At 63.5% G+C, this 26,580-nt stretch carries 8 protein-coding genes (1 of these 8 only partly in view); 5 read left to right on the top strand and 3 right to left on the bottom strand.

The window, feature by feature from the left end:
* Positions 1-130: 130 nt before the first annotated feature.
* The 5 genes from pvdM (at position 131) to AC0R79_RS10590 (ending at position 9,825) form a co-directional block, all read left to right on the top strand.
* Positions 131-1,501 carry a pyoverdine-tailoring dipeptidase-like protein PvdM gene (gene pvdM, locus AC0R79_RS10610; RefSeq protein ID WP_007956370.1) on the top strand — a complete coding sequence of 457 codons (1,371 nt, stop codon included), beginning with the start codon at positions 131-133 and terminating at the stop codon, positions 1,499-1,501.
* A complete protein-coding gene (pvdN, locus tag AC0R79_RS10605; protein WP_474734349.1) occupies positions 1,498-2,781 on the top strand; it encodes a pyoverdine-tailoring periplasmic protein PvdN in 1,284 nt (427 codons plus the stop codon). The genes pvdM and pvdN overlap by 4 nt, the downstream gene beginning before the upstream one ends.
* Positions 2,782-2,813: 32 nt before the next feature.
* Positions 2,814-3,722 carry a dihydropyoverdine dehydrogenase gene (gene pvdO / locus AC0R79_RS10600; protein WP_127797451.1) on the top strand — a complete coding sequence of 303 codons (909 nt, stop codon included), beginning with the start codon at positions 2,814-2,816 and terminating at the stop codon, positions 3,720-3,722.
* Positions 3,723-3,873: 151 nt separating this feature from the next.
* Positions 3,874-5,535, top strand: a complete 1,662-nt coding sequence (locus tag AC0R79_RS10595) for a cyclic peptide export ABC transporter (protein ID WP_007956365.1) — start codon at positions 3,874-3,876, stop codon at positions 5,533-5,535.
* Positions 5,536-5,661: 126 nt separating this feature from the next.
* The gene (locus AC0R79_RS10590; protein ID WP_474734347.1) at positions 5,662-9,825 is read left to right on the top strand and encodes an amino acid adenylation domain-containing protein; all 4,164 of its coding nucleotides are present in this window, start codon (positions 5,662-5,664) and stop codon (positions 9,823-9,825) included.
* Positions 9,826-10,000: 175 nt separating this feature from the next.
* On the opposite strand, the gene AC0R79_RS10585 is transcribed toward AC0R79_RS10590, so the two are convergent.
* The 3 genes from AC0R79_RS10585 to AC0R79_RS10575 form a co-directional block, all read right to left on the bottom strand.
* The gene (locus AC0R79_RS10585) at positions 10,001-12,490 is read right to left on the bottom strand and encodes a TonB-dependent siderophore receptor (RefSeq protein WP_474734346.1); all 2,490 of its coding nucleotides are present in this window, start codon (positions 12,488-12,490) and stop codon (positions 10,001-10,003) included.
* Between the two features lie 334 nt (positions 12,491-12,824).
* The gene (locus AC0R79_RS10580) at positions 12,825-16,055 is read right to left on the bottom strand and encodes a non-ribosomal peptide synthetase (protein ID WP_474734345.1); all 3,231 of its coding nucleotides are present in this window, start codon (positions 16,053-16,055) and stop codon (positions 12,825-12,827) included.
* Positions 16,052-26,580, bottom strand: the 3' portion of a protein-coding gene (locus AC0R79_RS10575; RefSeq protein WP_474734344.1) for a non-ribosomal peptide synthase/polyketide synthase. Its footprint extends 3,019 nt past the window's final position; the window shows 10,529 of its 13,548 coding nt (coding positions 3,020-13,548); its start codon lies beyond the right edge, outside the window; the stop codon is at positions 16,052-16,054. The genes AC0R79_RS10580 and AC0R79_RS10575 overlap by 4 nt, the downstream gene beginning before the upstream one ends.

Genomic DNA, 26,580 nt, shown 5'->3' with positions numbered 1-26,580 from the left:
GAACGTTTGCTGAGCGAACAAATTTAAGCGCCCTCGGGGCGGACTAATTTTCTCCCGCGCCCGCTCGTTCTTCCCAGATAGCAAAGGCCTCTGTGCCTGCACCTCGACGGCGAACCTGACTGAGATGGCAATGACAAAACCACGTTCGAAAAAGGCTCTTTACATCGGCCTGCCGCTGGCCCTGGCGATCAGCGCCGGTGCCGGTTTCGCGGTCTGGGATATCTGGTTCAAGGACAATCCCGGCTACCCTCGCAAAGTCATGCAGCAGGCCGAAGAGCTGCACGAACACATGCTCTCGTTCGACAGCCACATCACCATCACCCAGAACTTCGGCACCACCGGCCACGAAGTCGACAAGGACGGCAGCGACCAGTTCGACCTGGTCAAGGCCAATCGCGGACGCCTGTCCGGCGCGGCACTGACGATCTTCGGCTGGCCGGAAATCTGGAACGGCGCCAATGCCCCGCACAAACCCACCGCCGGCTTCGTCGACGAGGCGCGCAACCAGCAGGAAATCCGCTACAAGATCATTTCCGGCATGGTCCGCGACTTCCCCAACCAGGTCGGCATCGCCTACACCGCCGACGACTTCCGGCGCCTGCACGGCGAAGGCAAGTTCGCGATCTTCATCAGCATGCTCAACGCCTACCCGCTGGGCCACGACCTGAACCTGCTGGACCTGTGGACAGCGCGCGGCATGCGCATGTTCGGCTTCAGCTACATCGGCAACAACGACTGGGCCGACTCGTCGCGCCCGCTGCCGTTCTTCAATGATTCGCCGGACGCCCTCGACGGTCTTTCGGACCTGGGCAAGCAAGCGGTGAAACGCCTGAACGACCTGGGCGTGATCATCGACGTGTCGCAGATGTCGACCAAGGCCCTGGAGCAAGTCGCGCAACTGAGCCGCACCCCGCTGGTGGCGTCGCACTCGGCGCCGCGCGCCATGGTCGATATCCCGCGCAACCTCAGCGACAAGGAAATGCAGCTGATCAAGAACAGCGGCGGCGTGGTGCAGATCGTCGGCTTCTCGCAATACCTGCGCCCACTGACCCAGGGCACTCAGGACAAGCTGAATGAACTGCGCAAACGCTACGACCTGCCGCCACTGCCGAACCTGGCCGTGGCCCTGATGCCGGGCGATCCGATCATCTCGGCGTGGTCGGAGCAGAAATTCGGCGAATACGCCGGCCAGCTCTACGCGATCCTCGAAGGCGAACCCAAGGCCAGCCTCAAGGACCTGGGCGACGCCATCGATTACACGGTCAGAAAGATCGGTATCGACCACGTCGGCATCAGCTCGGACTTCAACGAAGGTGGCGGCGTCAAAGGCTGGGAGAACGTCGGCGAAATCCGCAACGTGACCGCCGAACTGCTGTCGCGCGGTTACACCGAAGCCGATATCGCCAAGCTCTGGGGCGGCAACTTCCTGCGGGTGTGGGATCAGGTGGAGAAATCCGCCAAACCGGCACTGGCCACTGCCCGGGAAGCCGCCAAGCCATGAGCAACCGTCGTGACTTTCTCAAGCAGGCCGGGATCCTCGCCGCTGCCTTGCCGCTGGGCGCGAGCCTGCCGAATATCGCCAGCGCTTCGACCGCCACCGCCCCGCTGCCACGCAACAAGTGGGCGCAGTTGCAGCAATTGTTCGATCAGGATCCGGCGTGGCTGCACTTCTCCAACTTCCTGATCACCACCCACCCGCGCCCGGTGCGCGAGGCGATCGAAATGCACCGCGCCGCCCTCGACAAGAACCCCGGGCTGGCGATGGACTGGGACCACGGCGTCACCGAAAAACGCGAGGAAGCCGTGCGCGTGCTGGCCGGCCAATACGTGCAGGCCGATGCCCGGCAGATTGCGCTCACCGGCAGCACCACCGAAGGCCTGGCGATGATTTACGGCGGCGTGCAGGTGCGCGCCGATCAGGAAATCCTCACCACGGCCCACGAGCATTACGCAACGCACACCATCCTCGAACTGCGCACCCAGCGTGACGGCACCAAGGTGCGCAAGATCCGTCTGTTCAAGGATCCTTACCGGATCAGCAAAGACGAAATCCTGACCAGCATCGACCGCGCCATCCGCCCCGAAACCCGCGTGCTGGGCATGTGCTGGGTGCATTCGGGCAGCGGCGTGAAACTGCCGCTCGCCGACATCGGTGCGCTGGTCGACAAACACAACCGCGGACGCAGCGAAGCCGACCGGATCATCTACGTGGTGGACGGCGTGCACGGTTTCGGTGTGGAAGACATGAGCTTCCCAGCCATGAACTGCGACTTCTTCATCGCCGGCACCCACAAATGGATGTTCGGCCCGCGCGGCACCGGGATCGTGGTCAGCCGCACGCCCGAAGTGAAATACGTCACGCCGATCATCCCGACCTTTTCCGAGGCCGAGCACTTCTCCACCACCATGACCCCGGGCGGCTATCACGCTTTCGAACACCGCTGGGCGCTGACCGAAGCCTTCACCTTGCACCTGCAACTGGGCAAGGCCGACGTGCAGGCGCGCATTCATGAGCTCAACAGCTACCTGAAAAAACGCCTGCTGCAACGCCCGCAGATCGAGCTGGTCACGCCGTTGAGCCCTGAGTTTTCCGCCGGCTTCACCTTCTTCCGGGTCACTGGCAAGAACAGCGACAAGATCGCCGCGCACCTGATGGCCAACAAAGTCGTGGCCGACGCCGTCGAGCGCGATGTCGGGCCAGTGATCCGCACCGCGCCGGGCCTGCTCAACGACGAAGCCCAGATCGACCGCCTGCTGGCCGTGCTGGATCAGGCGCTGTGAGCCGAACCTTTTTCCTTTTGACGAGACTCGAAATGAACAGTGAACTGCCTCGTTTTGCCTTGAAAAGCCTGTCGGCGCTGACGCTCGCCGCCCTCGCCGCCTGCCTGCTGCCGACCACCGCCCAGGCTGCCACCCCACCGGCACCGGGCAAGGTGTTCAAGGACTGCAAGGACTGCCCGGAAATGGTCGTGCTGCCCACCGGCACGTTCACCATGGGCACGCCAGAAGACGAAGTCGGCCGCGAGCCCGACGAAGGCCCGATGCACCCGGTGACGTTCGCCAAACCGCTGGCAATCAGCCGTTTCCAGGTGCTCAAGGGCGAATGGTTTGCCTACCTCAAGGACACCGGTTACGTCATGCCCGATGGCGATACCCGCCCGGGCCGCGCGTGCAAGGCCGGGATCCCGGATTACGCCGGCAGCGACCCGCGCAAGCAGTACACCGACAAGCACCCGGCGGTGTGCATGGACTTCGCCGAGGCCAATGCCTACGTGGCCTGGCTGTCGAAAAAGACCGGCAAGCAATATCGGCTGGTGAGTGAGTCCCTGCGCGAATACGCCGCCCGTGGCGGCACCACCGGGCCGTTCCCGTTCCCGTTCGATGAGGGCAAGGAATACAGCATCGCCAAGCACGCCAATACCTACGGTGCGGCCGATGGCTACAACTTCACCGCGCCGGCCGGCAGCTTCCCGCCCAACGCCTTCGGTGTGTACGACATGCACGGCAACGTCTACGAATGGACCGCCGATTGCTACAACGAAAACTACGAAGGCGCGCCGAGTGACGGCAGTGCGTGGGAGACCGGCAAGTGCCAGTTCAAGCGCATTCGCGGCAACGACTGGGGCGAAGCGCCGGTGTTCTCCCGTTCCGGCAACCGCAATGCGCTGGTGCCGACCGAGCGTGGCGACTGGATCGGTTTTCGCGTGGCGCGCGACCTGTAACCGCGAGCACCGCAGCGGCACCCGTCGCTCGCTCGTCGCTTGAGTCCTCGAGAAACCCGCGGGCGGCTAAATCGCTGCCCGCGGGTTTCGTCTTTTAACCAGCCCTACCCTTGAACCAATGCCTTGACCGGCACCAAAAGCGGAAACCTCCATGACCACAAAATCGCGCGGAGCCATCAGTGAAGTCCTCGGCCTGCTCAAGCCTTACCGGGTCGTCGTGGCGCTGTCGATCCTGCTCGGCATGCTCGGTGGCGTCAGCGTCACCGCCCTGCTGGCGACCATCAACAAAGCCCTGAACGGCGCCGGCAGCCCTTCGGCCACGGTATTGGCGACGTTTGCCGGCCTCTGCGCCTTTGCCCTGTTGACCTCGATTCTGTCGGACATCGGCACCAACCACGTCGGCCAGCACATCATTGCCGGGCTGCGCAAATCCCTGGGTGAAAAGGTCCTGCTGGCGCCCATCGAACAGATTGAACGGTTCCGCAGCCACCGCCTGATTCCGGTGCTGACCCACGACGTCGACACGGTCAGCGATTTCGCCTTTTCCTTCGCGCCGCTGGCCATCGCCTTTACCGTGACGCTCGGTTGCCTGGGCTATCTGGCGTTCCTGTCGCTGCCGATGTTCATCCTGCTGCTGGTAGCCCTGGTGGTCGGTATCGCGGTGCAATACGTCGCCCGCAACAAAGGCATCAAAGGCTTCGAAACCGCTCGCGAAGCCGAGGATGAACTGCAAAAGCACTACAGCGCGATTGCCGCCGGCGCCAAGGAGTTGCGCATTCATCGGCCGCGTCGCCAGCGCATGTTCAGCCAGCGCATCGAAGGCACCGCCGATTTCATCTGCCGGACCCACATTCGTTCGGTCAACATTTTCGTGATGGCCAAGACGTTCGGCTCGATGCTGTTTTTTGTGGTCATCGGCCTGGTGCTGGCCCTGCAGTCCTTGTGGCTGGGCACTGACAAAGCGGTGCTCAGCGGTTTTGTACTGGTGCTGCTGTACATGAAAGGCCCGCTGGAATACCTGATCACCACCCTGCCGGTGATCAGCCGCGCGAACATCGCGTTCAAGCGCATCAACGATCTGGCCGAGCAGTTTTCCTCGCCGGAGCCGCACCTGCTGTTGAGCGAATCCGCGCCGGTGAGCAAGACCCCGGTCCAGCAGCTGCAAATGCACAACGTGCATTACGCCTTTCCCCCGGTCAAAGGCAGCGCCGCCTTCGAACTGGGCCCGGTCAATCTGAACATCGCTCAGGGCGACATCGTGTTCATCGTCGGCGAGAACGGCGGCGGCAAGACCACCCTGATCAAACTGCTGCTGGGGCTGTATGCGCCACAGCGCGGTGAAGTCCTGCTCAACGGTCAGGTGGTCGATGCCCGGGCCCGCGATGACTACCGCCAGCTGTTCACCACGATTTTTGCCGACTACTACCTGTTCGATGAGCTGGTACAGGGCGATCAACAGGTCCCTGCCGATGCCGGCCGTTATCTGGAGCGCCTGGAAATCGCCCACAAAGTGAGCATTCAGGACGGCGTGTTCAGCACCACCGATCTGTCCACCGGCCAGCGCAAACGTCTGGCCCTGATCAACGCCTGGCTGGAGGAACGTCCGGTGCTGGTGTTCGACGAATGGGCCGCCGACCAGGACCCGGCGTTCCGGCGGATCTTCTACACCGAGTTGCTGCCGGAACTGAAACAGATGGGCAAGACGATCATCGTGATCTCCCACGACGACCGCTATTTCGACGTCGCCGATCAACTGGTGCGCATGGAGGGTGGCCGGGTCGTCACCCACAAAAAGCCCCTCGAAACCGCCTGAGCGAAAGCGCCCTTTCAGCCGACAGCGCCTGTGCGCTGTCGGCCTTCAACCTGAATGTTTATCGCCGTGGACCCGACTGTCGGCAACGCCGTCAGCGACCACGGCGCTGCCAACCACGAGAGACCGATGAACGACTTACTCGATGATGAAGTGCTGGCGCTGCTGATGGCTGATGCCGGCGTGCAACTTCAAGGCATCCCGGCCCGCCTCCACCCGGTCCCGGCGCCGCTCTCCTTCGCCCAGCAGCGCTTGTGGTTCGTGCAACAGCTGACGCCCGACAGTGCCGCCTACAACCTGCCCCGTGCCGTGCGCCTGAACGGCGTTGTGCAAGCCCGGCATCTGCAAGCGGCGCTGAACAAAGTCATCGCACGCCACGACGTGCTGCGCAGCGCGATCGTCGAGATCGACGGCGTGGCGATGCAGGTCGTCGATGAACACGCGACACTCGAACTGGCCTTCGAAGACCTGCGCCACCTGAGCGCCGAAACACGCGACCCCGAACTTGCCCGACGCATTGCCGTCGAGGCCGGTCTGCCCTTCGATCTGAAAACCGCGCCGCTGATGCGCGCGACGCTGCTACAGACCGCCGACGACGAACACCTGCTGTTGATGAACATGCACCACATCGCCTCCGATGCCTGGTCCAACGCCATTCTCATGCAGGACCTGATGCAGGCCTACGAACAGGTCGTGGCGGGCGATCCGTCGCCGCTGCGCCGACCGGCCATCCAGTACGCCGACTACGCCAACTGGCAACGCGGCGAATACCTCGACAGCGCCGCGTGTGCCGCCAGCGCCGACTATTGGCGCAACTACCTGGGGCAGACCCTGCCGCCGCTGGAACTGCCGACCGACTTTCCTCGCCACGAACAGCAGACCCACCCGGCCGGCAAACACGACTTCAGCCTGCCGACGGCGCTGACACAGAATTTGAACCGCTTCTGCCAACAGTGGGGACTGACGCCGTTTGTGGTGGCGCTCGGCGCCTGGCAATTGCTGCTGAGCCGCTACAGCAACCAGCAGGACTTCACGGTCGGCGTGCCGAATGCGAGCCGCAATCGCAGCGAAACCCAGGAGCTGGTGGGCTTTTTTGTCAGCGCCCAGGTCTACCGCGTGCGCATCGATCCACAGCTGCCGTGCCAGGATTTTCTCCAGCGCCTGCGCCGCGAAACCCTCGCCGCGCTGGATCATGCCGACTACCCGCTGGAGCTGAGCTTCGACGACCTGCAACTGCGCGCGAACGGGCAGATCAATCCGCTGTTTCAAACGCTGTTCAACTGGCGCACCGAGGTCTCCGGCGAGGGCCCGCTGATGCTGGGCGACCTTGCGCTGGACTTCCTCCCGGCGGACACGACCCAGGCCAAATTCGACCTGTCGCTGGACATCGCCTATTCGCTGGAGCGCATCGACGCCAGCCTCGAATACAGCCGCGACCTGTACACCCCCGCAACCCTCGAACGCCTGGCGGGTCACTGGCAGAACCTGCTGCACGCCATCACCGAAGATCCGCGCCGCGCGCTGAGCGAACTGCCGCTGCTGAGCCGCGATGAACGCCGCGTGCAGCTCGAACAATGGAACCCGCCCGCCTCGGCCTTGCCCGACGAAGGCGTACACCAGTTGTTCGAGCGTCAGGCGCTGGCCACACCGGACGCGGTGGCACTGATCGTCAATGACCTGCACGTGAGTTATGCCCGGCTCAATTCGGCGGCCAATCGACTGGCGAACACCCTGATCGCCTGCGCCGTCGGCCCGGAAGTCCGCGTGGGCATCGCCGTCGAGCGCTCGGCGCACATGATCATCAGCCTGCTGGCGGTGCTCAAGGCCGGCGGGGTCTATGTCCCGCTCGACCCGGACTACCCGCAGGAACGCCTGACCTGGATGATCGAAGACAGCGGCCTGGATGTATTGCTGACGCAGGATTCGCTGCTTGAGCGCCTGCCGTCGCCGTCATCGGTCAAGGTGGTGTGCGTCGATGAGGTTGATCCGCTCGATGACCGACCTGTCGACAACCCGCCCTGCCGCACTTTCGCCAGCAATCTGGCGTACGTGATGTTCACCTCGGGCTCCACCGGTCGCCCGAAAGGCGTGGGCATCACTCACGGCGCCCTGAGCCGTCACGCGCAAATCGGTCGGGAGTTCCACGGTCTGACGCCTGCCGACCGCTTGCTGCAGTACGGCACGTTCAATTTCGATGCGTTTGTCGATCAGCTCTACCCGGCGCTGATCTGCGGCGCATCGGTGGTGCTGCGCGGGCAGGACATCTGGGACAGCGAAACCTGGTATCAGCAGCTGCTGGAGAAAAAATTCACCGTCAGCGAACTGACCACGACGTACTGGAACCTGCTGGCCAAGGACTTCGCGGCCGCCGGCCCACGGGACTACGGATCGCTGCGTCAGGTGGTGGTCGGCGGCGAAGCCATGCCGCCGGAAGCGGTCGCGGCCTGGGGCCAGGCCGGTCTCGGCCATGTGCGCCTGCTCAATGTCTACGGCCCGACGGAGGCGACAGTCGACTCCACGTTGCTCGATTGCAGCGACTACGTCACCGGGCGCACGGCCTTGCCCAAAGCCATGCCGATTGGTCGACCGCTGGCCGGTCGTGCCGTGTACCTGCTCGACAGCGGCGGTCAGCCGGTGCCCGTCGGGGCCGTGGGCGAACTGATGATTGCCGGCGACCTGCTCGCGCGGGGCTATTTCAATCGACCGGAGCTGACCGCCGAACGCTTCATCCCGGATCCGTTCAGCAACCGGGGCGGACGCCTCTATCGCACCGGCGATCTGGCACGCTATGGCGCCGACGGCGTGATCGAATATGTCGGGCGCCTCGACCACCAGGTGAAAATCCGCGGTTTCCGCATCGAGCTCGGCGAAATCGAGTCCTGCCTGCTGCAATGGCCAGCCGTACGTGAAGCCGTGGTCATCGCCCACGAAGGCGCGACCGGTACGCAGTTGATCGGCTATGTAGTGCCGCATGCAAGCGAGCAATCAGAGGACGAACTGCGCGAAGCCCTCAAGGCAGAACTGAAAAACCGTCTGCCCGGCTACATGGTCCCTGCTCACCTGGTGGTGCTGAGTGCATTGCCACTGAGCCCCAACGGCAAACTGGATCGCAAGGCCCTGCCACTACCCGATCTGCATCAGACGCAGCGGCCGTTTCGTGCGCCGCAAACGCCCCTAGAAACAGCGCTGGCCGAACTCTGGCAAGAGGCGCTGCACGTCGAGCGCGTGAGCCTGGACGACAATTTCTTCGAGCTGGGCGGCCATTCGATTCTGGCCATTCAGTTCATTTCCGCCTTGAACACACGCCTGGGGATCAAACTGGCCCTGCAACAAATGCTCGCGCATCCCACGGTCGAAGTGCTGGCCCGGTTCATCGGCATGGAACATCAACAGCAGGTGCAATGCGTGGTCGAGCTGACCGGCGCCACCTCAACCGCCACACCGCTGTTCTGCCTGCACCCGAGCGGCGGCATCGTCTTCTGTTATCAGCCGCTGGCCAAGCGTCTGAGCAAGCACGCACGCACCTTCGGCATCATGCACAAAGGCTTCGCCGACAAGGACGCCAGCACCCAGACCTGGCCCGAGATGATTGCCGAATACACCGAACAGATTGTCGAAAAGCACCCCGACGGCCCCTATCGCCTGATGGGCTGGTCGCTGGGTGGCGCGATCGCCATGGACGTGGCCGCTGCACTGGAGCGCCAGGGCAAACAGGTGACATTCCTGGGCCTGGTCGACACCACGCTGCCGGAAAGCATCTTCCCTGCGGACCTGCCACGCAAACCGCTGGAGGAAGACAACCCCGAGTACCTCAGCGCAGACAACGAACTGTCCGTTGCCGTGGAAATGTTCAGCCTGATGTTTGCCCATCTGGAAGAGCCGGCGGCGCGTTACATCGCCGAGAACCCGACAACCAGCCTCAAGGCCTTTTATCAGTGGGCCAGCCAGCAAGCCGTCACCGACGAACAGGAAATGATCGCCACGCTGGAGGCCATCAAGCAGGAAATCATGAACGCCCAGGCGTTCGACATCCACGAGCGGCTGGTCAAGAGTTTCGATGCGTTCTCGCTGCCAACTCTCAAGGTCAAGGCCAGCTGCTGGTGGTCGTTACAGCACAAGACCCTGGAGCAAGTGCTGCACTCGGAGCAGGTGCTGCGCCAGTACAACCTCAGCGGACAGTTGCAAGGTTCCGTCCATTCACCCTTGCCGCACCGCAGCATGATCTATGGCGAAAGCCTGCTGGACTCGTTTGAATCCGTGCTCCTCGCCTGCGAGGGCGTGACGCGGGACTGATCCTTCGGCAACACAAAAAACGCAGACGCCTCGGCCTCTGCGTTTTTTCATGCCTGCTGTTTTGTTCGGGTGTGCTTTGTTTCAGCAAGGTGCCGGCGAGAAAATCCGGGCATAAAAAAACCGGCCCACCCTCCTCATCAAGGAGCGTGGGCCGGTTCGGCGCCCGGTCAGTGCATCAGAACTGCGGGGTGTACTTCACGGAGAACATCACGTTGCGTGGGTCACCGAAGTTGTTGTTACCACTGAGCTGGTTGTACGCCGCGTTGACGTACTTCTTGTCGAACAGGTTATTGGCGTTGACCGCCAGGCTGATCTCCGGTGTCAGCTGGTAAGCGACACGGCCGTTCCACACGGTGTAACCCGCCACCTCGTAAGAGCCTTCGTAGCCCAGGGTGTGGTTTTGAGTGGTGAAACCAAGCCCGGTGCTCAGACGGTTCAAATCACCGGTGAACTGGTAGTTGCCCCACACGCGCAGCATGTGTTTCGGTGTCCAGGTGCTGAACGTGCGACCTTCCATGTCCGGGTCGTCGAGATACTTGGTGGTGTTGTAGGTGTAACCGGCAAACAGTTGCAGGTTGTCGGTCACAGCACCACTGATCTCGGCGTCCAGACCCTGGCTGCGCACTTTGCCCGCCGCCGTGGAGCAGTACCAGCCGTCACATTCCATACCGCCGGAAACATCATCGACCGCACGGTTTTTCTGGTCGTAGCGGAATAGCGCCAGGGAGGTGTTGACCCGGCCGTCCATCAGCTCGCCCTTGAGGCCGATTTCGTAGTTGCTGCCGATGATCGGCTTGAGCATCGAGCCATTGGCATCGCGCACCGTCTGCGGCTGGAACACGTCGGTGTAGCTGGCATACACCGCCCACTCGCGGCTCAGGTCGTAGACGATACCGGCGTAAGGGGTGACTTCCCCGGTTTCGTTCGATTTGCTCGGATCGGCGGTGACGTATTCATCGCTGAAGGCCGCGCGGTTCTTGGATTTGTAGCTGAAGTCATACCAGCTGACACGCGAACCCAGCACCAGCGTCAGGTCATCGACCGGTTTGACGCGCCAGGTGCCATACAGACCTTTCTGACGAATATCGTACTTGCTGTCGGTGGCACGGCCGCCAGCGGTGTTGAGCAGACTGTCGTAGCTGATGTCCGGACGATCGTGGTTGACGTTGAAGATCGTGTCGGTGGTGTTGTTGTTGAAAGTACGTGCGAGCTGGTCATCCGTCTCCAACTGGGAGTAGTTGCCGCCGATCATGACTTCCTGCTGCATCGACAAGGCTTCGAACTTGCCGGTCAGGTTCATGTCGAGACCGACCTTGGTGGAGTCGAAGTCGGTGATGAAGTCGGCGTACTGAATACCGGTGCCATCCGGCTTCAGACCGGCACCGGAGCTTTGCAGTCGCTGGCTTTTCGACTCGTTGGTTTCAGTCATCTGCACGGCACCGACCTTGAACGCCCAGTCGTCGTTGAAACGGTGTTCGAGGTCAGCGTAAAGGGTGGTGACGTTGATCTGCGAGTGGTTCCATTTGGCACCGCCGTAGGTCGAACGCGAAACGTCCGGCATTCTGCCGTCGGCGTAACGCGGCAGGCCACGGATCATCGGACGCGACTCGGCCTCGGTGCGGCTGACCGCCAGGCCCAGGGTGGTGTCTTCACTCAGGTCGAAGTCCAGCGAGCCGTACAGCGAGTGGGTCTTGCTCCATTCGTAGTCGACGAAGGAATCGCTCTGGTCTTCATCGGCAACGAGACGGCCACGGATAGTGCCGGCCTGGTTCAGCGGGCCGCCCGCGTCCAGTTGCAGGCCGTAGTGATCCCACGAGCCGGCCTTGCCGGTAATGCTCACAGTCGGTGCCGCCTGACCGCGTTTGCGCACCAGGTTGATGGCACCGCCAGGGCTGCCGGTCCCTTGCAACAGGCCGGATGCGCCGCGCAGGATTTCCAGACGGTCGAAGAAGATCAGGTCCTGGGTCGCCCAGTTGCCCAGCGAGTAGTTGTTACGTGGAATCGGTACGCCGTCGTACTGCCAGTCGTCGATCTGGAAACCGCGCGAAGAGATGATGATGCCCTTGCCGACGCCCTGCAGACCGACGATACCGGTGGTCTGGTTCAGCGCGTCCTTGAGGTCGACCAGGTCCTGATCATCCATCTGCTTGCGGGTCATCACGGTGACCGACTGCGGAATTTCCTTGAGGGTGTGAGTGCCCTTGCCGATCGTGACGGCGTTGGAGGTGTACGAGTTGCTGCCTTCGGTGGTTGCCCCGACCTGCTGCGCACTGATGTTGGTCGCGCCCAGTTCCAGACCCTGTGTGGCCGTGCCGCGCACCAGCATCAGGGTGTTGCCCTCGATGCTGTAACGCACGCCGGTGCCGCGGAGCAATTCGGCGATGGCGGCCTGCGGGCTCATCTTGCCGCTGACGGCGTGGCTCTTGAGTCCGGCCATGTCGTCAGCGTTGTAGATCACTTGCTGGTTGGTCTGCTGACCGAACGCCTGCAATGCCTGCGGCAGCGATTGGGCCGGGATGTTGATGCTGACGTCTTCAGCCATCACTTGAGCGCTGAGCGGCAATACGCAGACCAGCCCCAGACCGGTCAACACTCGGCGCGAACGCAGGCCGCGGGACATGACGAGTGCCTTGAACAGAGGTTTCAACTCATGAATTGCTGACATCGTGCTCTCTATTATTGGTAGAAGTGGAAATCCATTGGGCCGAAGGGCCCGCCGCTGTCTGCACAAGTGAGCCGCGCACTCGATGGCCCTCGGGCGATCTGTCAGTGCGCGGTCGACCGGCCCCTCCCCGGGCACGGTCATCTGGCTGGACAACGGCGAAATTTTTCGCTGAACAAATCCGGTGACCTGGCTGCCCTGCCCGACCCGATTTGCCCACATACCTTAGTAAGACGCAGCACCTCCAAAAAACCGGAATGAGTTTATTTATCATTAGCGCGAAAAGTTAAAAAAAAGGCCGACGCTGTTGGGCGACGGCCTTTTGTTTCATGCCATGTCAGCTGCCTTGCGCAGCCTTGGCGGCTTGCAGCTGCCGCGCCTGCTCGGCCAGGCGGGCCTTTTCCTCGGGGCTCATCGCGTCCATGCGCAGGCGTACCTGGGCCATTTTTTCCAACTGGCCCGGGGTGCTTTCCACCGCCCGCAACGCCATTGCAAGCGATGCCACGGTCGGATGATCGAAGACCAGCCCCGGATGAACTTCGCACTGCAGCAACTTGCGAATCCCGGCCACCAGCTTGATCACCAGCAACGAATGGCCACCGGCGGCGAAAAAGTCGCGATCAACCCCCAGCCGCTCGAGCCCGAGCAACTGCGCCATGCGCGAGGCCAGCAATTGCTCGAGTGCATCGCGCGGCGCGACACCTTCGTCATCCGCCGCCCTGCCCGCCAGTTGCTGCAATGCCTTGCGATCGATCTTGCCGTTGGCCAACCGTGGGAAACGGTCGATCAATTGCAGATGCTGCGGCACCATCACGCCGGGCAGTCGTGCGCTCAACTCTGCGCGTGCAGCGTCCAGCAAGCCCGCCGACAGGCCCTGATGCGCGACGACAAAGGCCAGCAATCCCTGCTCGGCCGACGCGGCCGGCAGCACCAGCGCTTCGGCCACCGGCGCCAGACGCAGCAGCTCGGCTTCGATCTCCGCCAGTTCAATGCGGAAGCCACGCACCTTGACCTGCTGATCGCGCCGACCGTGCAACTGAATGCCGCCGTCCACGCGATAGCGCGCCAGGTCGCCGCTGCGATACAGACGCTGCGCCGGATCAAACGGGCTCTGAATGAACGTCTGCTCATCAGCTTCGGCATTCAGGTAGCCACGGCACAACTGCGCACCGCCCAGGTACAACTCGCCCAGCACACCGACCGGCGCCAGACGCAATTGCGCGTCCAGCACGTAAACCTGGTTGTTGCCCAGCACCTGCGTCAGCGCCGAACAATCGCCGGCAGCGCCGTGCAGATCCAGCGGATGAACCATGACCCCGACCGTCGCTTCGGTAGGGCCGTAGTGGTTGAACACGCGGCAGTCGCTGCGCAACCGCGCAATGCGCTCTATCAGCGTCGTGGCAATCGGCTCGCCGCCGAGCACCAGGGTGCGCGGCAGGCTTGCCCTCTCGCTGTCGAGCAGCGCGGCGAGGTGCGACGGCACGATCTTCAGGCAATCGATCTGTTGCTGTTGCAGGTACTCGGCGAACAGTGCGCCGTCCTGCATCTGCTCATCGCTGGCAACGTGCAGCGTGGCCCCGTTGAACAACGCACCGAACAACGCGGTGTTGCCCAGGTCCGCCGCCACCGTCGAACTGAAACCGACGTTGCGGCACTGTTCCAACCCCAGGGCCTGGCTGGCCTGAGCCGTGTAGTTGAGCAGTTGCCGATGCTCGATCACCACGCCTTTCGGCACACCGGTGGAGCCGGAGGTAAACAGCACATACGCGATGTCGTTGCCTTGGGTGGCGAGCGCCGGCAACGTTGCGCTCGACTGGCTGATATCAGCCAGGGTCAACGTCTTGTGCGGTTGCCCTTGCCAGACTGGCCGATGCGCGGCGTCGGTCAGCAACAGTGCGGCGCCGGCCTGTTCCAGCATCAAGGCCTGACGTGCCTGCGGCCAGTGCACATCCAGCGGCAGATAAGCCGCACCGATGCGCCAGCTCGCCAGCATGGCGATCACCAGATCGGCCGAGCGCGGCAGCGCCAGCGCGACAATCGAACCTTCGCCCAGCCCCTGCGCCTTGAGACCTTGCGCGACGCTGTCCACGCGGACTTGCAACTGGCCGTAGCTCAATGACTGCCCGGCATCGGTCAGGGCGATGGCATCCGGGGTGTGCAGCATCAGATCGGCGATGCGCTGCGGCAGATAACGGCTGTCGGCCAATGGCTGCGCTGATGGATTGATGGCCAGCAAACGCTGCTCTTCGGCATGACCGAGCAGGTTGAGCTGCGCCAGCGCGGTGTGCGGGGCGGCCAGGATCGAATCCAGCAGAACGCCGAATTGCTCCAGCACCACGTTCGCGGCTGCCGGCGAATAACGCGAGCTCGCATAAAGCAGATCCACCGCCACCGGTTGCTGTGCGTCGTCCAGTTGCACCTGCAACAAGCATTCAAAGGCATCCGGCTGCACCGGCAAGGCATCCGACACCGCCCAGCGCAAACCGCCGCTGTTGCCGCTGCGACCGGCCTGGCCAAGCGTAAAGCCGTAGGCCGGGCGCGCTGCATCCGGCGCCAGATCCGGGGTCCAGTATTCTTGCCAGGTGCGGTGTTCTTCGAGGCGCGCGGCCAGTTCGACCAGCCAGTCGCTGAAGGTTGCACCGGCCGGCAACGATACGGACAGCGGCAAGGTTTTCTCGAAAACCCCTACGGCGCTGGCGAAGTATTCATAGTCGCTGCGGCTGTCGTGGCGTACACCGACCAGTGCCTGCTCAAGCCCGCTCAAGCGGCCCAGCAACACCCACCAGGCACCTTGCAACAGCGTGGCGACGGGCTGGCCGAGCTGCTCGGCCAGGGCCTGCAAACCTGCGCGTTGCGCCGGTTGCAGCACCAGTGACAGGCGCGAGTCGGCGCCGGCCGTCGTCTGGCTGACGCTGCGGGCGGCCAGCCAGGGCGTGGCGATGTCGACCTGAGCACCTTGCAGCTGTTGCTGCCAATAAGCCCGCGCCGTGGTCGCGTCTTCGTCGAGCACCACTTCGCTGCGCCATTCCAGGTACTGGCTGAACTCGCCCGGCGCCTCATCTTCGGCGGACTCGGCACCGGCGTAGGCTTGCTGCACCTGCTCCAGCAACAGATTCAGCGATTGCGCATCGGCGCTGTGGCGAGCGATACCGATCAGGCACTGCCATTGCTGCGGCGCCAGTCGATAAAGCATCGCCTGAACACCCGCCGATTCGCCGACCACAAAAGCGCGACCCATCGACTCTTCGATCTGCGCCTGAATGTCCTCGGCACCCTGCTCGGCCGCCTGAATCGTCAGCGGAAAACGGGCGACCGGGATCGCGCTCTGACGCAGGCCGTGGAAACCGGCGACCTTGCTCAATTGCGCCAGCAACATCGGCTGTTGCGCCAGCAGCGTATCGAAAGCGGCCTGCAGGCGTTGCGGATCAAGGTCGCCCTCCAGGGTCACACTCAACCAGCGCAATGCCTCACCGCAGGTCGCCGTGTTCGACAGTTGCTCCAGCAGCGCCTGTTGCTCGGGCGTCAGGGCGAATCCGCTTTCCTGCGTGTCCATCATGACCTCGTTCATGCTCCGGTTTCCTCGGTGTTCACTGCGCCCGGGGCGGTTTGCCCGGCGGCCGGCGCACGTTCAAGACTGCTGTGGTCGTACATGTCGCCCATCGCCACGACGATCTTGCGCGGCCCCTCGAACGGATCACGGGCATGGGCCACGAGCATGTTGTCGAGCAGGATCGCGTCGCCTTTCTGCCAGTCGAAACGCACGGCGCACTCTTCGTACAGATCGCCGATGCGCTGCATTACCTCGTCTTCGATCGGGGTGCCGTCGCCGTAGTACACGTGACGCGGCATGCGCTCGGGACCGAACATCGACAACAGGTCCTCACGCACATCCGGCTCCAGCCAGTAGATGTGGTGCAGCTGCACCTGATTGAAGAACGACTTGGCGCCCGTGATCGGGTGACGAATGATCGCCGGCCCCGGTGTGCGGGTTTGCAGTTCGTTGTTCTCCAGCCAGCGCCACTCGATACCGCCGGCCCGGCAACGGGCTTCGACTTCGGCGCGGTCTTCGGTCTTGAAGAAGTGCTGCCACGACACATCGAGGTTGTCGGTGAACGTACGCACGTACAGCAGGCCCTTGGACTCGAACTTGTCACGCAGGTCGGCCGGCAGTTTTTCGTACATCAACCGGCAATCCACCACCGGCGTCGCACCGCCCACCGGTGCGGCCACCTCGCAATAGAACATCTGCTTGCGCGGCCAGCGGTCCTGGTGGGAGCTCTCGTTGTGGAACAGGATCATCTTGCGTTCCGGGTACGGCGTAGAGCGATAGGTGTTCTTGCCGCCCTCCTTCTTCGGCAGGTCGCCGTACTGGCCGTACAGGCCCGGTTGAATCGCTTCGGCGAACGCCTCGAAACCCTGAATGCCGTCGAGTTCGAAACCACGGAACAGGATGCCGGCGTGGGTGGCGAGTTTTTCTTCGATCAGCGGCCGGTTGTTCTTGATCCATTCAATCAAGTCCAGTTGCGGCTCGTTCGGCTCCACCAGCAGCGGGAACGGCTGGGGTGCGGCGATCAGCGATTCGCGTACCGGGGCCGGGCGAACCTTGGCCACCGGGGCGGCGCCGCGCTTGAGGAACTTGCCCAGTTTGTCGGCCTTGGGTCCGGGCGCAGCGGGTTTGGCGGCCACTGCGAAATTGTCGACTGGCATGCTGATAGCTCCCAATTGAATGTCCTGATCAGCGACGATCTGTTCCAACAGGGCTATCCAGGCCTTCACCAGGTACTGAATGCGCTCGTGTCCGAACAAGGTTGTGGCGAATTGCCAATTACCCAGCAATTGCCCTTCTTCTTCGTCAACGAACAATGCCATGTCGAATTTAGAATGGGTCTGCAACGCCGCCAGCGGTTCAACGCTCAAGCCCCCCATCGATTGCGTGCGCCCCGGCAGGTTGTTCATCACGAACAACACCTGCACCAGTGGGTTCATGCCCTTGTGACGCGGCACGCCACAGCTTTCGACGATCATGTCCAGCGGCAGGTCCTGATGCTCCAGCGCACCGAGCAGGTTGTCCTGCGTGCGGGCCAGGAAGTCCGAGAACGCGCTGTGCGCCTCGAAGCGCGAACGCAGCGGCAACACGTTGACGAAGAAGCCGATCAGACGCTCCAGTTCCGGCTGTTCACGCCCGGCGACGTCCGCGCCGACCAGCACATCGTCACCCCCGCTGAACTGATGCAACAGCACCTGGAACGACGCCAGCAGCGTGCTGTACAGCGTCACCCCGGCGTCAGTGGAGACCTTGCGCAAGCCCTGGCTCAGATCCGCCGGCAGACGGAACTGCACGGCATCGCCGTCGTACGACGCGACCGCCCCGCGCGGTTTGTCCAGTGGCAGATTCAACTGCCCGCTGTAACCGTCGAGCCGCTCTTTCCAGTAAGCCGCCTGCTGCCCGAGAACGCCTGCGCGCTCCAGTTCCTGTTGCCACAGGGCGAAGTCGGAGTACTGCACGTCCAGCGCCGGCAACGGCGTGTGGTCGCCCGCCTTGCTCAGCTCGTAGATTTGCACCAGCTCGTTGACCAGCACGCCCATCGACCAGCCGTCGGAGATGATGTGGTGCATCGAGAACAGCAGCACATGCTCGGTCGGCGAGAGATGCAGAATGCGCCCGCGCCACAGCGGCGCCTGCTCCAGGTCGATCGGCGTGTGCGCGTTGTCCAGCACCGCCTGCGCCACCTGCTCTTCCTGGGCACTGCGCGACAGACCGGACAGATCGAGCACCGGGAAATCGACGTCGACCTGCTCGGCGATCAAGGCGATCGGATCACCTTCATCGTCCTGGGAATACGCGGTACGCAGCACCTCATGACGGCGCACCACTTCGGCGAAGCTGCTGATGAACCGCTCGGTCGACAGCTCGCCGCGCAGGCGCAAGGCCAGCGGCATGCCGTACGCCGAACTGCCGCCGGACAACTGCTCGGCGACCCACAAGCGGCGCTGCACCAGCGACAACGGTGCCGTCGACTTGGCGCCAAAGGCCTTGAGCGGCAAGGCCTGGCTGCCAGCGTCGGTAGCCGTCGGCGCCTGAGCCTGACTCATCCACGCCGCCAGATCCTTGAGGCGCGGATGGTTGAACAGATCCCGCAGACCCAGCGTGCCGGTGGTCAACTGGCGCAAACGCGACACTGCCTGAGTGGCCAGCAACGAGTGCCCGCCCAGCTCGAAGAAGTGGTCTTCGCGGCTCACCTGATCGAGCTCCAGCACGTTCTGCCAAATCACTGCGATCTGCTGTTCCAGCTCACCGACCGGCGCCACGAAGTCCCCGGCCGAAACCACGCTCTCGACGCCCGGCAAGGCCTTCCGATCAATCTTGCCGTTCGGCGTCAGCGGCAGGCTGGCGAGGAACAGCAGGTGCGCCGGGATCATGTAGTCCGGCAGGTTTGCCTTGAGCTGCGTCTTCAAGTCTTCGCGCAGCAAGGTTTGCACGGCGACATCGGCGTTCGCCACGGCCGCGTCGTCCATCACCACGTACGCCACCAGTTGATGGCTGGAAGCGATCGGTTGCGCCACCACCAGTGCCTGACTGACGCGCTCGATCTGCAACAGACGCGCCTCGATTTCACCCAGCTCGATACGGAAACCGCGCACCTTCACCTGATGGTCGATACGCCCCACGTACTGCAAGGTGCCGTCGGCCTGATAACGGGTCAGGTCGCCGGTGCGGTACATGCGCTCGCCATGGCCGGCGAACGGGTTGGGCACGAACTTCTCGGCGGTCATGGCCGCCCGTCCTAGATAGCCTCGGCTGAGGCCGGCACCGGCCAGGTAAAGCTCGGCCGACACGCCCAGTGGCGCCGGTTGCAGATCGCCGCCCAGCACGTAACTGGCGGTGCGCGCCATCGCCCGGCCGATGTTGGCCGTGCCGCCCGCTTCACGACGGGTCCAGGTGGAATAAACGGTGTCTTCCGACGGGCCGTACAGGTCGATGACGTCTTCGATGCTCGCCTGTTTGTAAAGCAGGTCCACCAGATTCTGCTTCAGCGCTTCGCCGCACAGGTTGATGAGCCGCACACCCGCCGGAATGTCGCCGGCGTCCTGCAAGGCATTGATCGCCGACGGCACGGTATTGATCAGGCGCACCTGATCGCGAGCCGGCAGTTGCGGCAGTTCAAGGGCATTGCGGGCGATGATCAGCGAGCCGCCATTGGCCAGGGTGACAAACAGCTCCCACACCGACAGGTCGAAACAGACCGAGGTCGAAGCCAGCACGCCTTGAATGTCATCGCGGCTGTAGGTGTTTTTCGACCAGTCGCTCAGCGCCATCACGTTGCTGTGGGTGATCGAAACACCCTTCGGTTTGCCGGTGGAGCCGGAGGTGTAGATCACGTAAGCGAGATTGTCCGCGCACACGTCCGTGACCGGCGCAATTGCGCTGTTGGCCGACAGGTCGAGTTGATCCAGAAGCAACACTTGCGTATCGCCACCGACCGTCAGAATCGCGGCCACCTCGGTTTCAGTCAGCAGCACCCGGGCGCGGCTGTCTTCGAGCATGTAAGCGACCCGATCCGCCGGGTAATCAGGGTCCAGTGGCACGTAGGTGCCGCCGGCCTTGAGCACCGCCAGCAGCGCCACCAACAGTTGATCGGAACGCTGCATGGCCACGCCGACCCGCACTTCCGGGCCGACCCCGCAATCGATCAAACGGTGAGCCAGGCGATTGGCCCGGGTGTCGATGTCGGCATAAGTGAACGACTGATGACCGAAGGTCACGGCCCGCGCGTCCGGCTGGGCAGCCACCTGACGCTCGATGGCCTGGTGGATGCACAGCGCCTCGAGGGGGTTGGCCTCGACCGGATTCCAGTCATGCACGATCCGTTGCTCGTCCGCCGCTTCCAGCAGGTTCCATTCGCCCAGGCAGCCTTCGGCGCTGAGGTCGAGACGCGTCAGCAGCTGTTGCAGCTGCGCGGCCAGTTTGACCACGGTCTCGGCGGCAAAGCTTGTGCGCTGATAGCTGAAATGCACGGTCAGTTGCTGGTCGAGGTTGACCATCAACGTCAGCGGATAGTTGGTCTGCTCATAGCGGTCGACCTCGCCGAAGCGCAGGTCATCCGATGCGGCCTGCTGCAAGGCTTCGGCAATCGGGTAGTTCTCGAACACCAGAATGTTGTCGAACAACGCCTCCCCGCTCTGCCCGGCCCAGCGCTGAATGTCGAACAGCGGCGTGTGTTCCTGCTCGCGCAGCAACAGATTCTGCGCCTGCACCTGTTGCAGCCATTGCGACAACGGCTGTTCGGCCCGAGGGCTGGCGATGATCGGCAAGGTGTTGATGAACAGGCCGATCTGGCCTTCGACGCCGCTCAACTGCGCCGGACGCCCCGAGACCGTGGCGCCGAACGCGACCGTGTCCTGCCCGGTGTAGCGCTGCAGCAGCAACAGCCACGCGGCCTGCACCAGGGTGTTGACCGTGACTTTTTGCACGCGGGCAAAACGGTTGAGTTCAGCAGTCGCGCGACTGTCGAGCGTGAGCAGGTGCTCGCCCTGGCCTGCCACCGAGCTGTCCGCGCTGTGCGGCACCGCATCAGCCAGATAGGTCGGCATGTCGAAATCGGCCAACTGGCCCTTCCAGAAGTGCTCCGTGACCTGCGCGTCCTGCTGCGCCAGCCACTGAATGTAATCGCGATAGCGCCCGGCACCGCTCACCGGCGCCTGGCCGTGGTAGCGCTGCAGGACTTCGCCGAGCAACTGCGAGTTGCTCCAGCCGTCCATCAGAATGTGGTGCGAGGTGTAAATCAGATGGAAGCGCTCGGCTGCCACCCGCACCACCACCAACCGCAGCAACGGCGCCGCGTGCAGGTCAAAACCTTGCTGACGCTGCGCACGTTCCAGCTCGCTCAGGGCCTGTTCCAGATCGCTGCGCTCACGCCAGTCGAGCACGCTGAACGGCACCTGCAACCCCTTGTGCACCACTTGCAGCGCATGGGGCAGATCACCTTCCCAGACGAAACTGCTGCGCAGCACGTCATGGCTGTCCATCGCCGCTTGCCAGGCCTCGCGGAAACGCTCGACCTGCAAACCGTCCACGGCCACGCACATCTGGTTGATGTAATCGCCCGACTGCTGCGCGTAGAGGGTGTGGAACAACATGCCCTGCTGCATCGGCGACAGTGGATAAATGTCTTCGACCGGACGCGGCGCAGTCGGCAAACCGTCGAGCTGAGCCTGAGTCAGACCCGCCAGCGGGAAGTCCGACGGGGTCAGGCCTTCCACGCCCGGCGTCAGGCAGTGGCCAATCAGCGCGGCGAGTTCATCGGCGTAGTCGCGGGCCAGCGCTTCAATGGTGGCGCTGTCGAAGCGTTCTTCGCTAAAGGTCCAGCCGACGCTCAACTCACCGCCATACACCTGACCGTTGAGGGTCAGCCAGTTACCCAGCGGCGCGTCCGGGCTTTGTTCCAGACCAGCGTTGTCCGGGGCCGGCGCGAACAGTGCGCCGTCATCGGCTTCGAAACTGCCGTCGAACTGACCGAGGTAGTTGAAGGTGATGCGCGGGGTCGGCAACGCCTTCAGGCTGCTTTGCGCCTCGGCATCACCAAGATGACGCAGCGCACCGAAACCGATGCCCTTGTTCGGGATCGAGCGCAGTTGTTCCTTGATCCGCTTGATCGAATCGCCCGCGCCTTCGGCCGGAGTCAGACGCACCGGGAACAGACTGGTGAACCAGCCCACGGTACGGGTCAGGTCGACGCCGTCGAACAGCTCTTCGCGACCGTGACCTTCCAGTTGAATCAGCGTCGACGGCTGCCCGCTCCAGCGCCCGATCACTCGGGCCAGCGCGGTCAGCAACAGGTCGTTGACCTGGGTGCGATAGGCCGCCGGTGCTTCCTGCAGCAGTTGCCGGGTCAGCTCCGCGCTGAGGCGAGTCTGCACGGTTTGCGCCAGACGGTTCTGCTGGCCGGCGTCGAGACACTTGCACGGCAGATCGGTGCTGACGTCGCTCAGGCAGGCCTGCCAGTACGCCCGTTCCTCCTGCAATGCCGGGCTGTTGGCGTAGCGCTGCAAGTGTTCGCTCCAGTCCTTGAAGGCACTGGTCTTGGCCGGCAGGCCCAGGGCCTGCCCGTTGCTGGCTTGCTGATACGCGGTTTGCAGGTCTTCCAGCAGAATCCGCCACGACACGCCGTCCACCGCCAGGTGATGAATCACCAGCAACAGGCGTTGGCTGCCATCGGCCAGATTGGCCAGCACCGCCCGCAGCAGCGGGCCGTTTTGCAGGTCGAGGCTGCGCTGGGCGCGGTTGCCCAAAGCTTCAAGATCCGCGATGTCGGCAATGGTTTCCTGCCAAAGCAGGTCTTGCGACAAGGCGTCGACCGCCAGATGTTCGGCCTGCCAGACGTTGCCCTGCTGGCTGAAACTCAGGCGCAAGGCATCGTGATGGATGACCAGCGCGCGCAACGCTTGCTCGACCTTTTCGGCCGTCAATGGCTGACGCGGTTTGAGCAGCACCGACTGGTTCCAGTGGTGACGCTCGGGGATCTCGTCCTCGAAGAATTGCTGCTGAATAGGCAACAGCAACGCCGGGCCGGTGACCGGTTGCTGATCGATGGTCGACTCGCTGCCACCGATCTGCGCGACCAGTGCCAGACGCTGCACGGTCTGGTGCTGGAACAGGTCTTTGGGGTTCAGACGGATACCGGCCTGACGGGCGCGGCTGACCACTTGAATCGAGATGATCGAATCGCCGCCCAGCTCGAAGAAGTTGTCGTTCAGACCGACTTGCGGCAGCTTCAGCACGTCCTGCCAGATCTCGGCCAGACGCTGTTCCAGTTCGCTTTGCGGTGCCTGATAAGCCTGCTGCGCCTGACTCGCATCCGGCGACGGCAAGGCGCTGCGGTTGAGTTTGCCGTTGGCGGTCAGTGGCAATTGTTCGAGCAACAGCAAGTGCGCCGGGATCATGTGATCCGGCAGGTTTTCCTTGAGCGCGGCCCGCACGCTGTCACGCCACTGGCCCTGTTCGGCAGCGTCGGCGTCGAGCAATGCGGCATCGCTCGGCACCAGGTACGCCACCAGTTGCTGACCACTGAGGCCCGGTTGCGCCAGCACCACGGCCTGACGCACGGCGGACTGTTCGAGCAGCTGCGCTTCGATCTCGCCGAGCTCGATGCGGAAGCCGCGAATCTTCACCTGATGGTCGATCCGGCCGATGTATTCGATCACGCCATCGGCGCGATAACGCGCCAGGTCACCGGTGCGGTACAGACGCCCGCCATCGGCGGCAAACGGATCGGGAATGAAGCGCAGCGTGGTCAGGTCCGGACGGTTCAGATAACCCCGGGCCAGACCGGCGCGACCGACGTACAGCTCGCCGATGCAACCCTTGGCCACCGGGTTCAGGTCGCCGTCGAGCAAGTACCAGGACAAGTCCGGAATCGGCTCGCCGATCGGGCTGCTGGCGTCGCGTTGCAGGTCGGCCAGTGAGATCGGCCGGTAGGTCACGTGAACCGTGGTTTCGGTGATGCCGTACATGTTGATCAGTTGCGGGGCCTGATCGCCGAAGCGCTCGAACCATGGGCGCAGGCTCTTGACCTCCAGCGCCTCGCCGCCGAACACCACGTAACGCAGGGCCGGTTGCGCCGCCGCGTGTTCCGGGGCGCACGCCACTTGCATCAGTTGCTTGAACGCCGACGGCGTCTGGTTGAGGACGGTGATCCCTTCACGGCACAGCAAGCCGTAGAAATCGTCCGGCGAACGGCTGGTCTCGTACGGCACGACCACCAGTTTGCCGCCGTACAGCAGCGCCCCGAAGATCTCCCAGACCGAGAAGTCGAACGCGTAGGAATGGAACAGGCTCCAGACATCCTGCGGGCCGAAATCGAACCAGGCGTCGGTGGCCTTGAACAGGCGCAGCACGTTGTGATGGGCGAGCAAGGTGCCTTTCGGCTGGCCGGTGGAACCGGAGGTGTAGATCACGTAAGCCAGGTTGTCCGGGCTCATGGACACCTGCGGGTTGCTGTCGCTGTAGCCTTCGAGGCCGTCGCGCTCCTGATCGAGCATCACGCTGCGCACCGAGTCCGGCACCGGCAGACGGCCGAGCAGATGACTCTGGGTCAACAGCAGACCGATGCCGCTATCGCCGATCATGTAGGCCAGACGGTCTTCCGGATACGTCGGATCGAGCGGCACATAGGCGCCGCCGGCCTTCAGAATCGCCAGCAGCCCGACCAGCATTTCCAGGCTGCGCTCCACCGCCAGACCGACCCGCACGTCCGGCGCGACACCGCTGGCAATCAGCTTGTGGGCCAACTGGTTGGCGCGGCTGTTGAGCTCGCCGTAGCTCAGGGCCTTCTCGCCGTAAGTCACGGCCACCGCTTGCGGCGCACGCGCAGCCTGCGCCTCGATCAGTTGATGCAGGCACGCCTCGCTCGGCAAATCGGCCACGGCCGGGTTCCATTGCAACAGCGTTGCCTGACGTTCAGCCGCGTCATGCAACGGCAGCTCGGCGATGCGCTGGGCGCAATCGGCGACGATGCCGTGCAGCAGATTGGTCCAGTGTTGCGCCAGACGTTCCATGGTCACCGCGTCGAACAGGTCGGTGGCGTAGGTCAGTTCGGCCCAGACGTTGTCCGCCGATTCGAACGTGTCGAGGGTCAGGTCGAACTGTGCGGTATGCGAGACCCAGCTCAGGCCTTCGATCTCGATCTTCGACAGACGCGTCGCGCCTTCGGCCTGACGGGCCTGGCTCTGGTGGTTGTGCAGCACCTGGAACAGCGGACTGTGGCTCAGGCTGCGTTCCGGTTGCAGCGCATCGACCAGTTGCTCGAACGGCAGGTCTTGATGGGCCTGAGCACCGAGCACGGTGTTTTTCACTTGCTGCAGCAGGCTGCGGAACGTCTGCTGACTGTCGAACTCGGCTTTCAGCACCTGAGTGTTGACGAAGAAGCCGATCAGGCCTTCGGTCTCGACCCGGTTGCGGTTGGCCACCGGCACACCGACACGAATGTCGGCCTGGCCGCTGTAGCGATGCAGCAGGGTCTGGAACGACGCCAGCAGCAGCGCGAACAGGGTGACGTTTTCCCGTTGTGCGACCTGCTTGAGGCCGGCGGCCAGTTCGGCGCTCAGCGGGATATCCTGACGCGCGCCCCGGTAGCTTTGCTCCGGCGGACGCGGACGGTCGGTCGGCAGCTCCAGCAACGGCTGGTCGCCGTCACCCAATTGCGCGGTCCAGTAACTCAGTTGACGCTCGCGCTCACCGGCGTCCATCCACTGGCGCTGCCACACGGCGTAGTCGGCGTACTGCACCGGCAGCGCCGGCAACTGCGCGGTCTTGCCTTCGCTGTGCGCGGCATACAACGCCACCAGTTCGTTGACCATGATGCCCATCGACCAGCCGTCGGAGACGATGTGGTGCAAGGTGATGATCAGTGCGTGGTCATCGGCGGCCAGACGCAGCAGCTTGACCCGCAGCAGCGGACCTTTCTGCAAGTCGAACAGGTGCAGGGTTTCGGCAGCGACCAAGGCTTGCAGCGCGGAGTCGTCCAACTGGCGGTCGATGGTTTCGACAACGATGTCCAGCGCTGCCTGGGCCTGGATCACTTGCAGGGTCTGGCCCTGCTCCTCGACAAAGCAGGTGCGCAGGGATTCGTGGCGGGCGATCAGCGCATCGAAGCTGCGCTGCAACGCCGGCAGGTCCAGTTCACCGCGCAGGCGCAGTGCGGCTGGCACGTGGTAAGCGGTGCTGGTCGGCTCCAGTTGCCAGAGGAACCACTGACGCTCCTGAGCGTAGGACAGCGTCAGCGGTTGCAGGCGCGGCAACGCCACAATCGGCGGCTCCTGCTGCGCCTGCTCGACGCCGAGGGCGGCGACGAAATCCACCAGCGTGCTGTGTTCGAACAAGGTGCGCAGCGGCACCTGAACATTGAGCGCCTGACGCACTCGAGAAACGACCTGGGTCACCAGCAGCGAATGACCGCCGAGTTCGAAGAAGTTGTCGCCCAGCCCCACCTGCTCCAGTTTCAGCACCGCTTGCCAGATTTCGGCGACGGTGTGCTGGGTGGCGGTCTGCGGCGCGATGTAGGTCGACTGCAACTGGCTGGCGTCGGGCGCCGGCA

The organism is Pseudomonas sp. HD57-3 (assembly GCF_056113135.1).
Note: the sequence above shows the minus strand (reverse complement) of the source record. Positions and strands in the feature narration are given on the sequence as shown.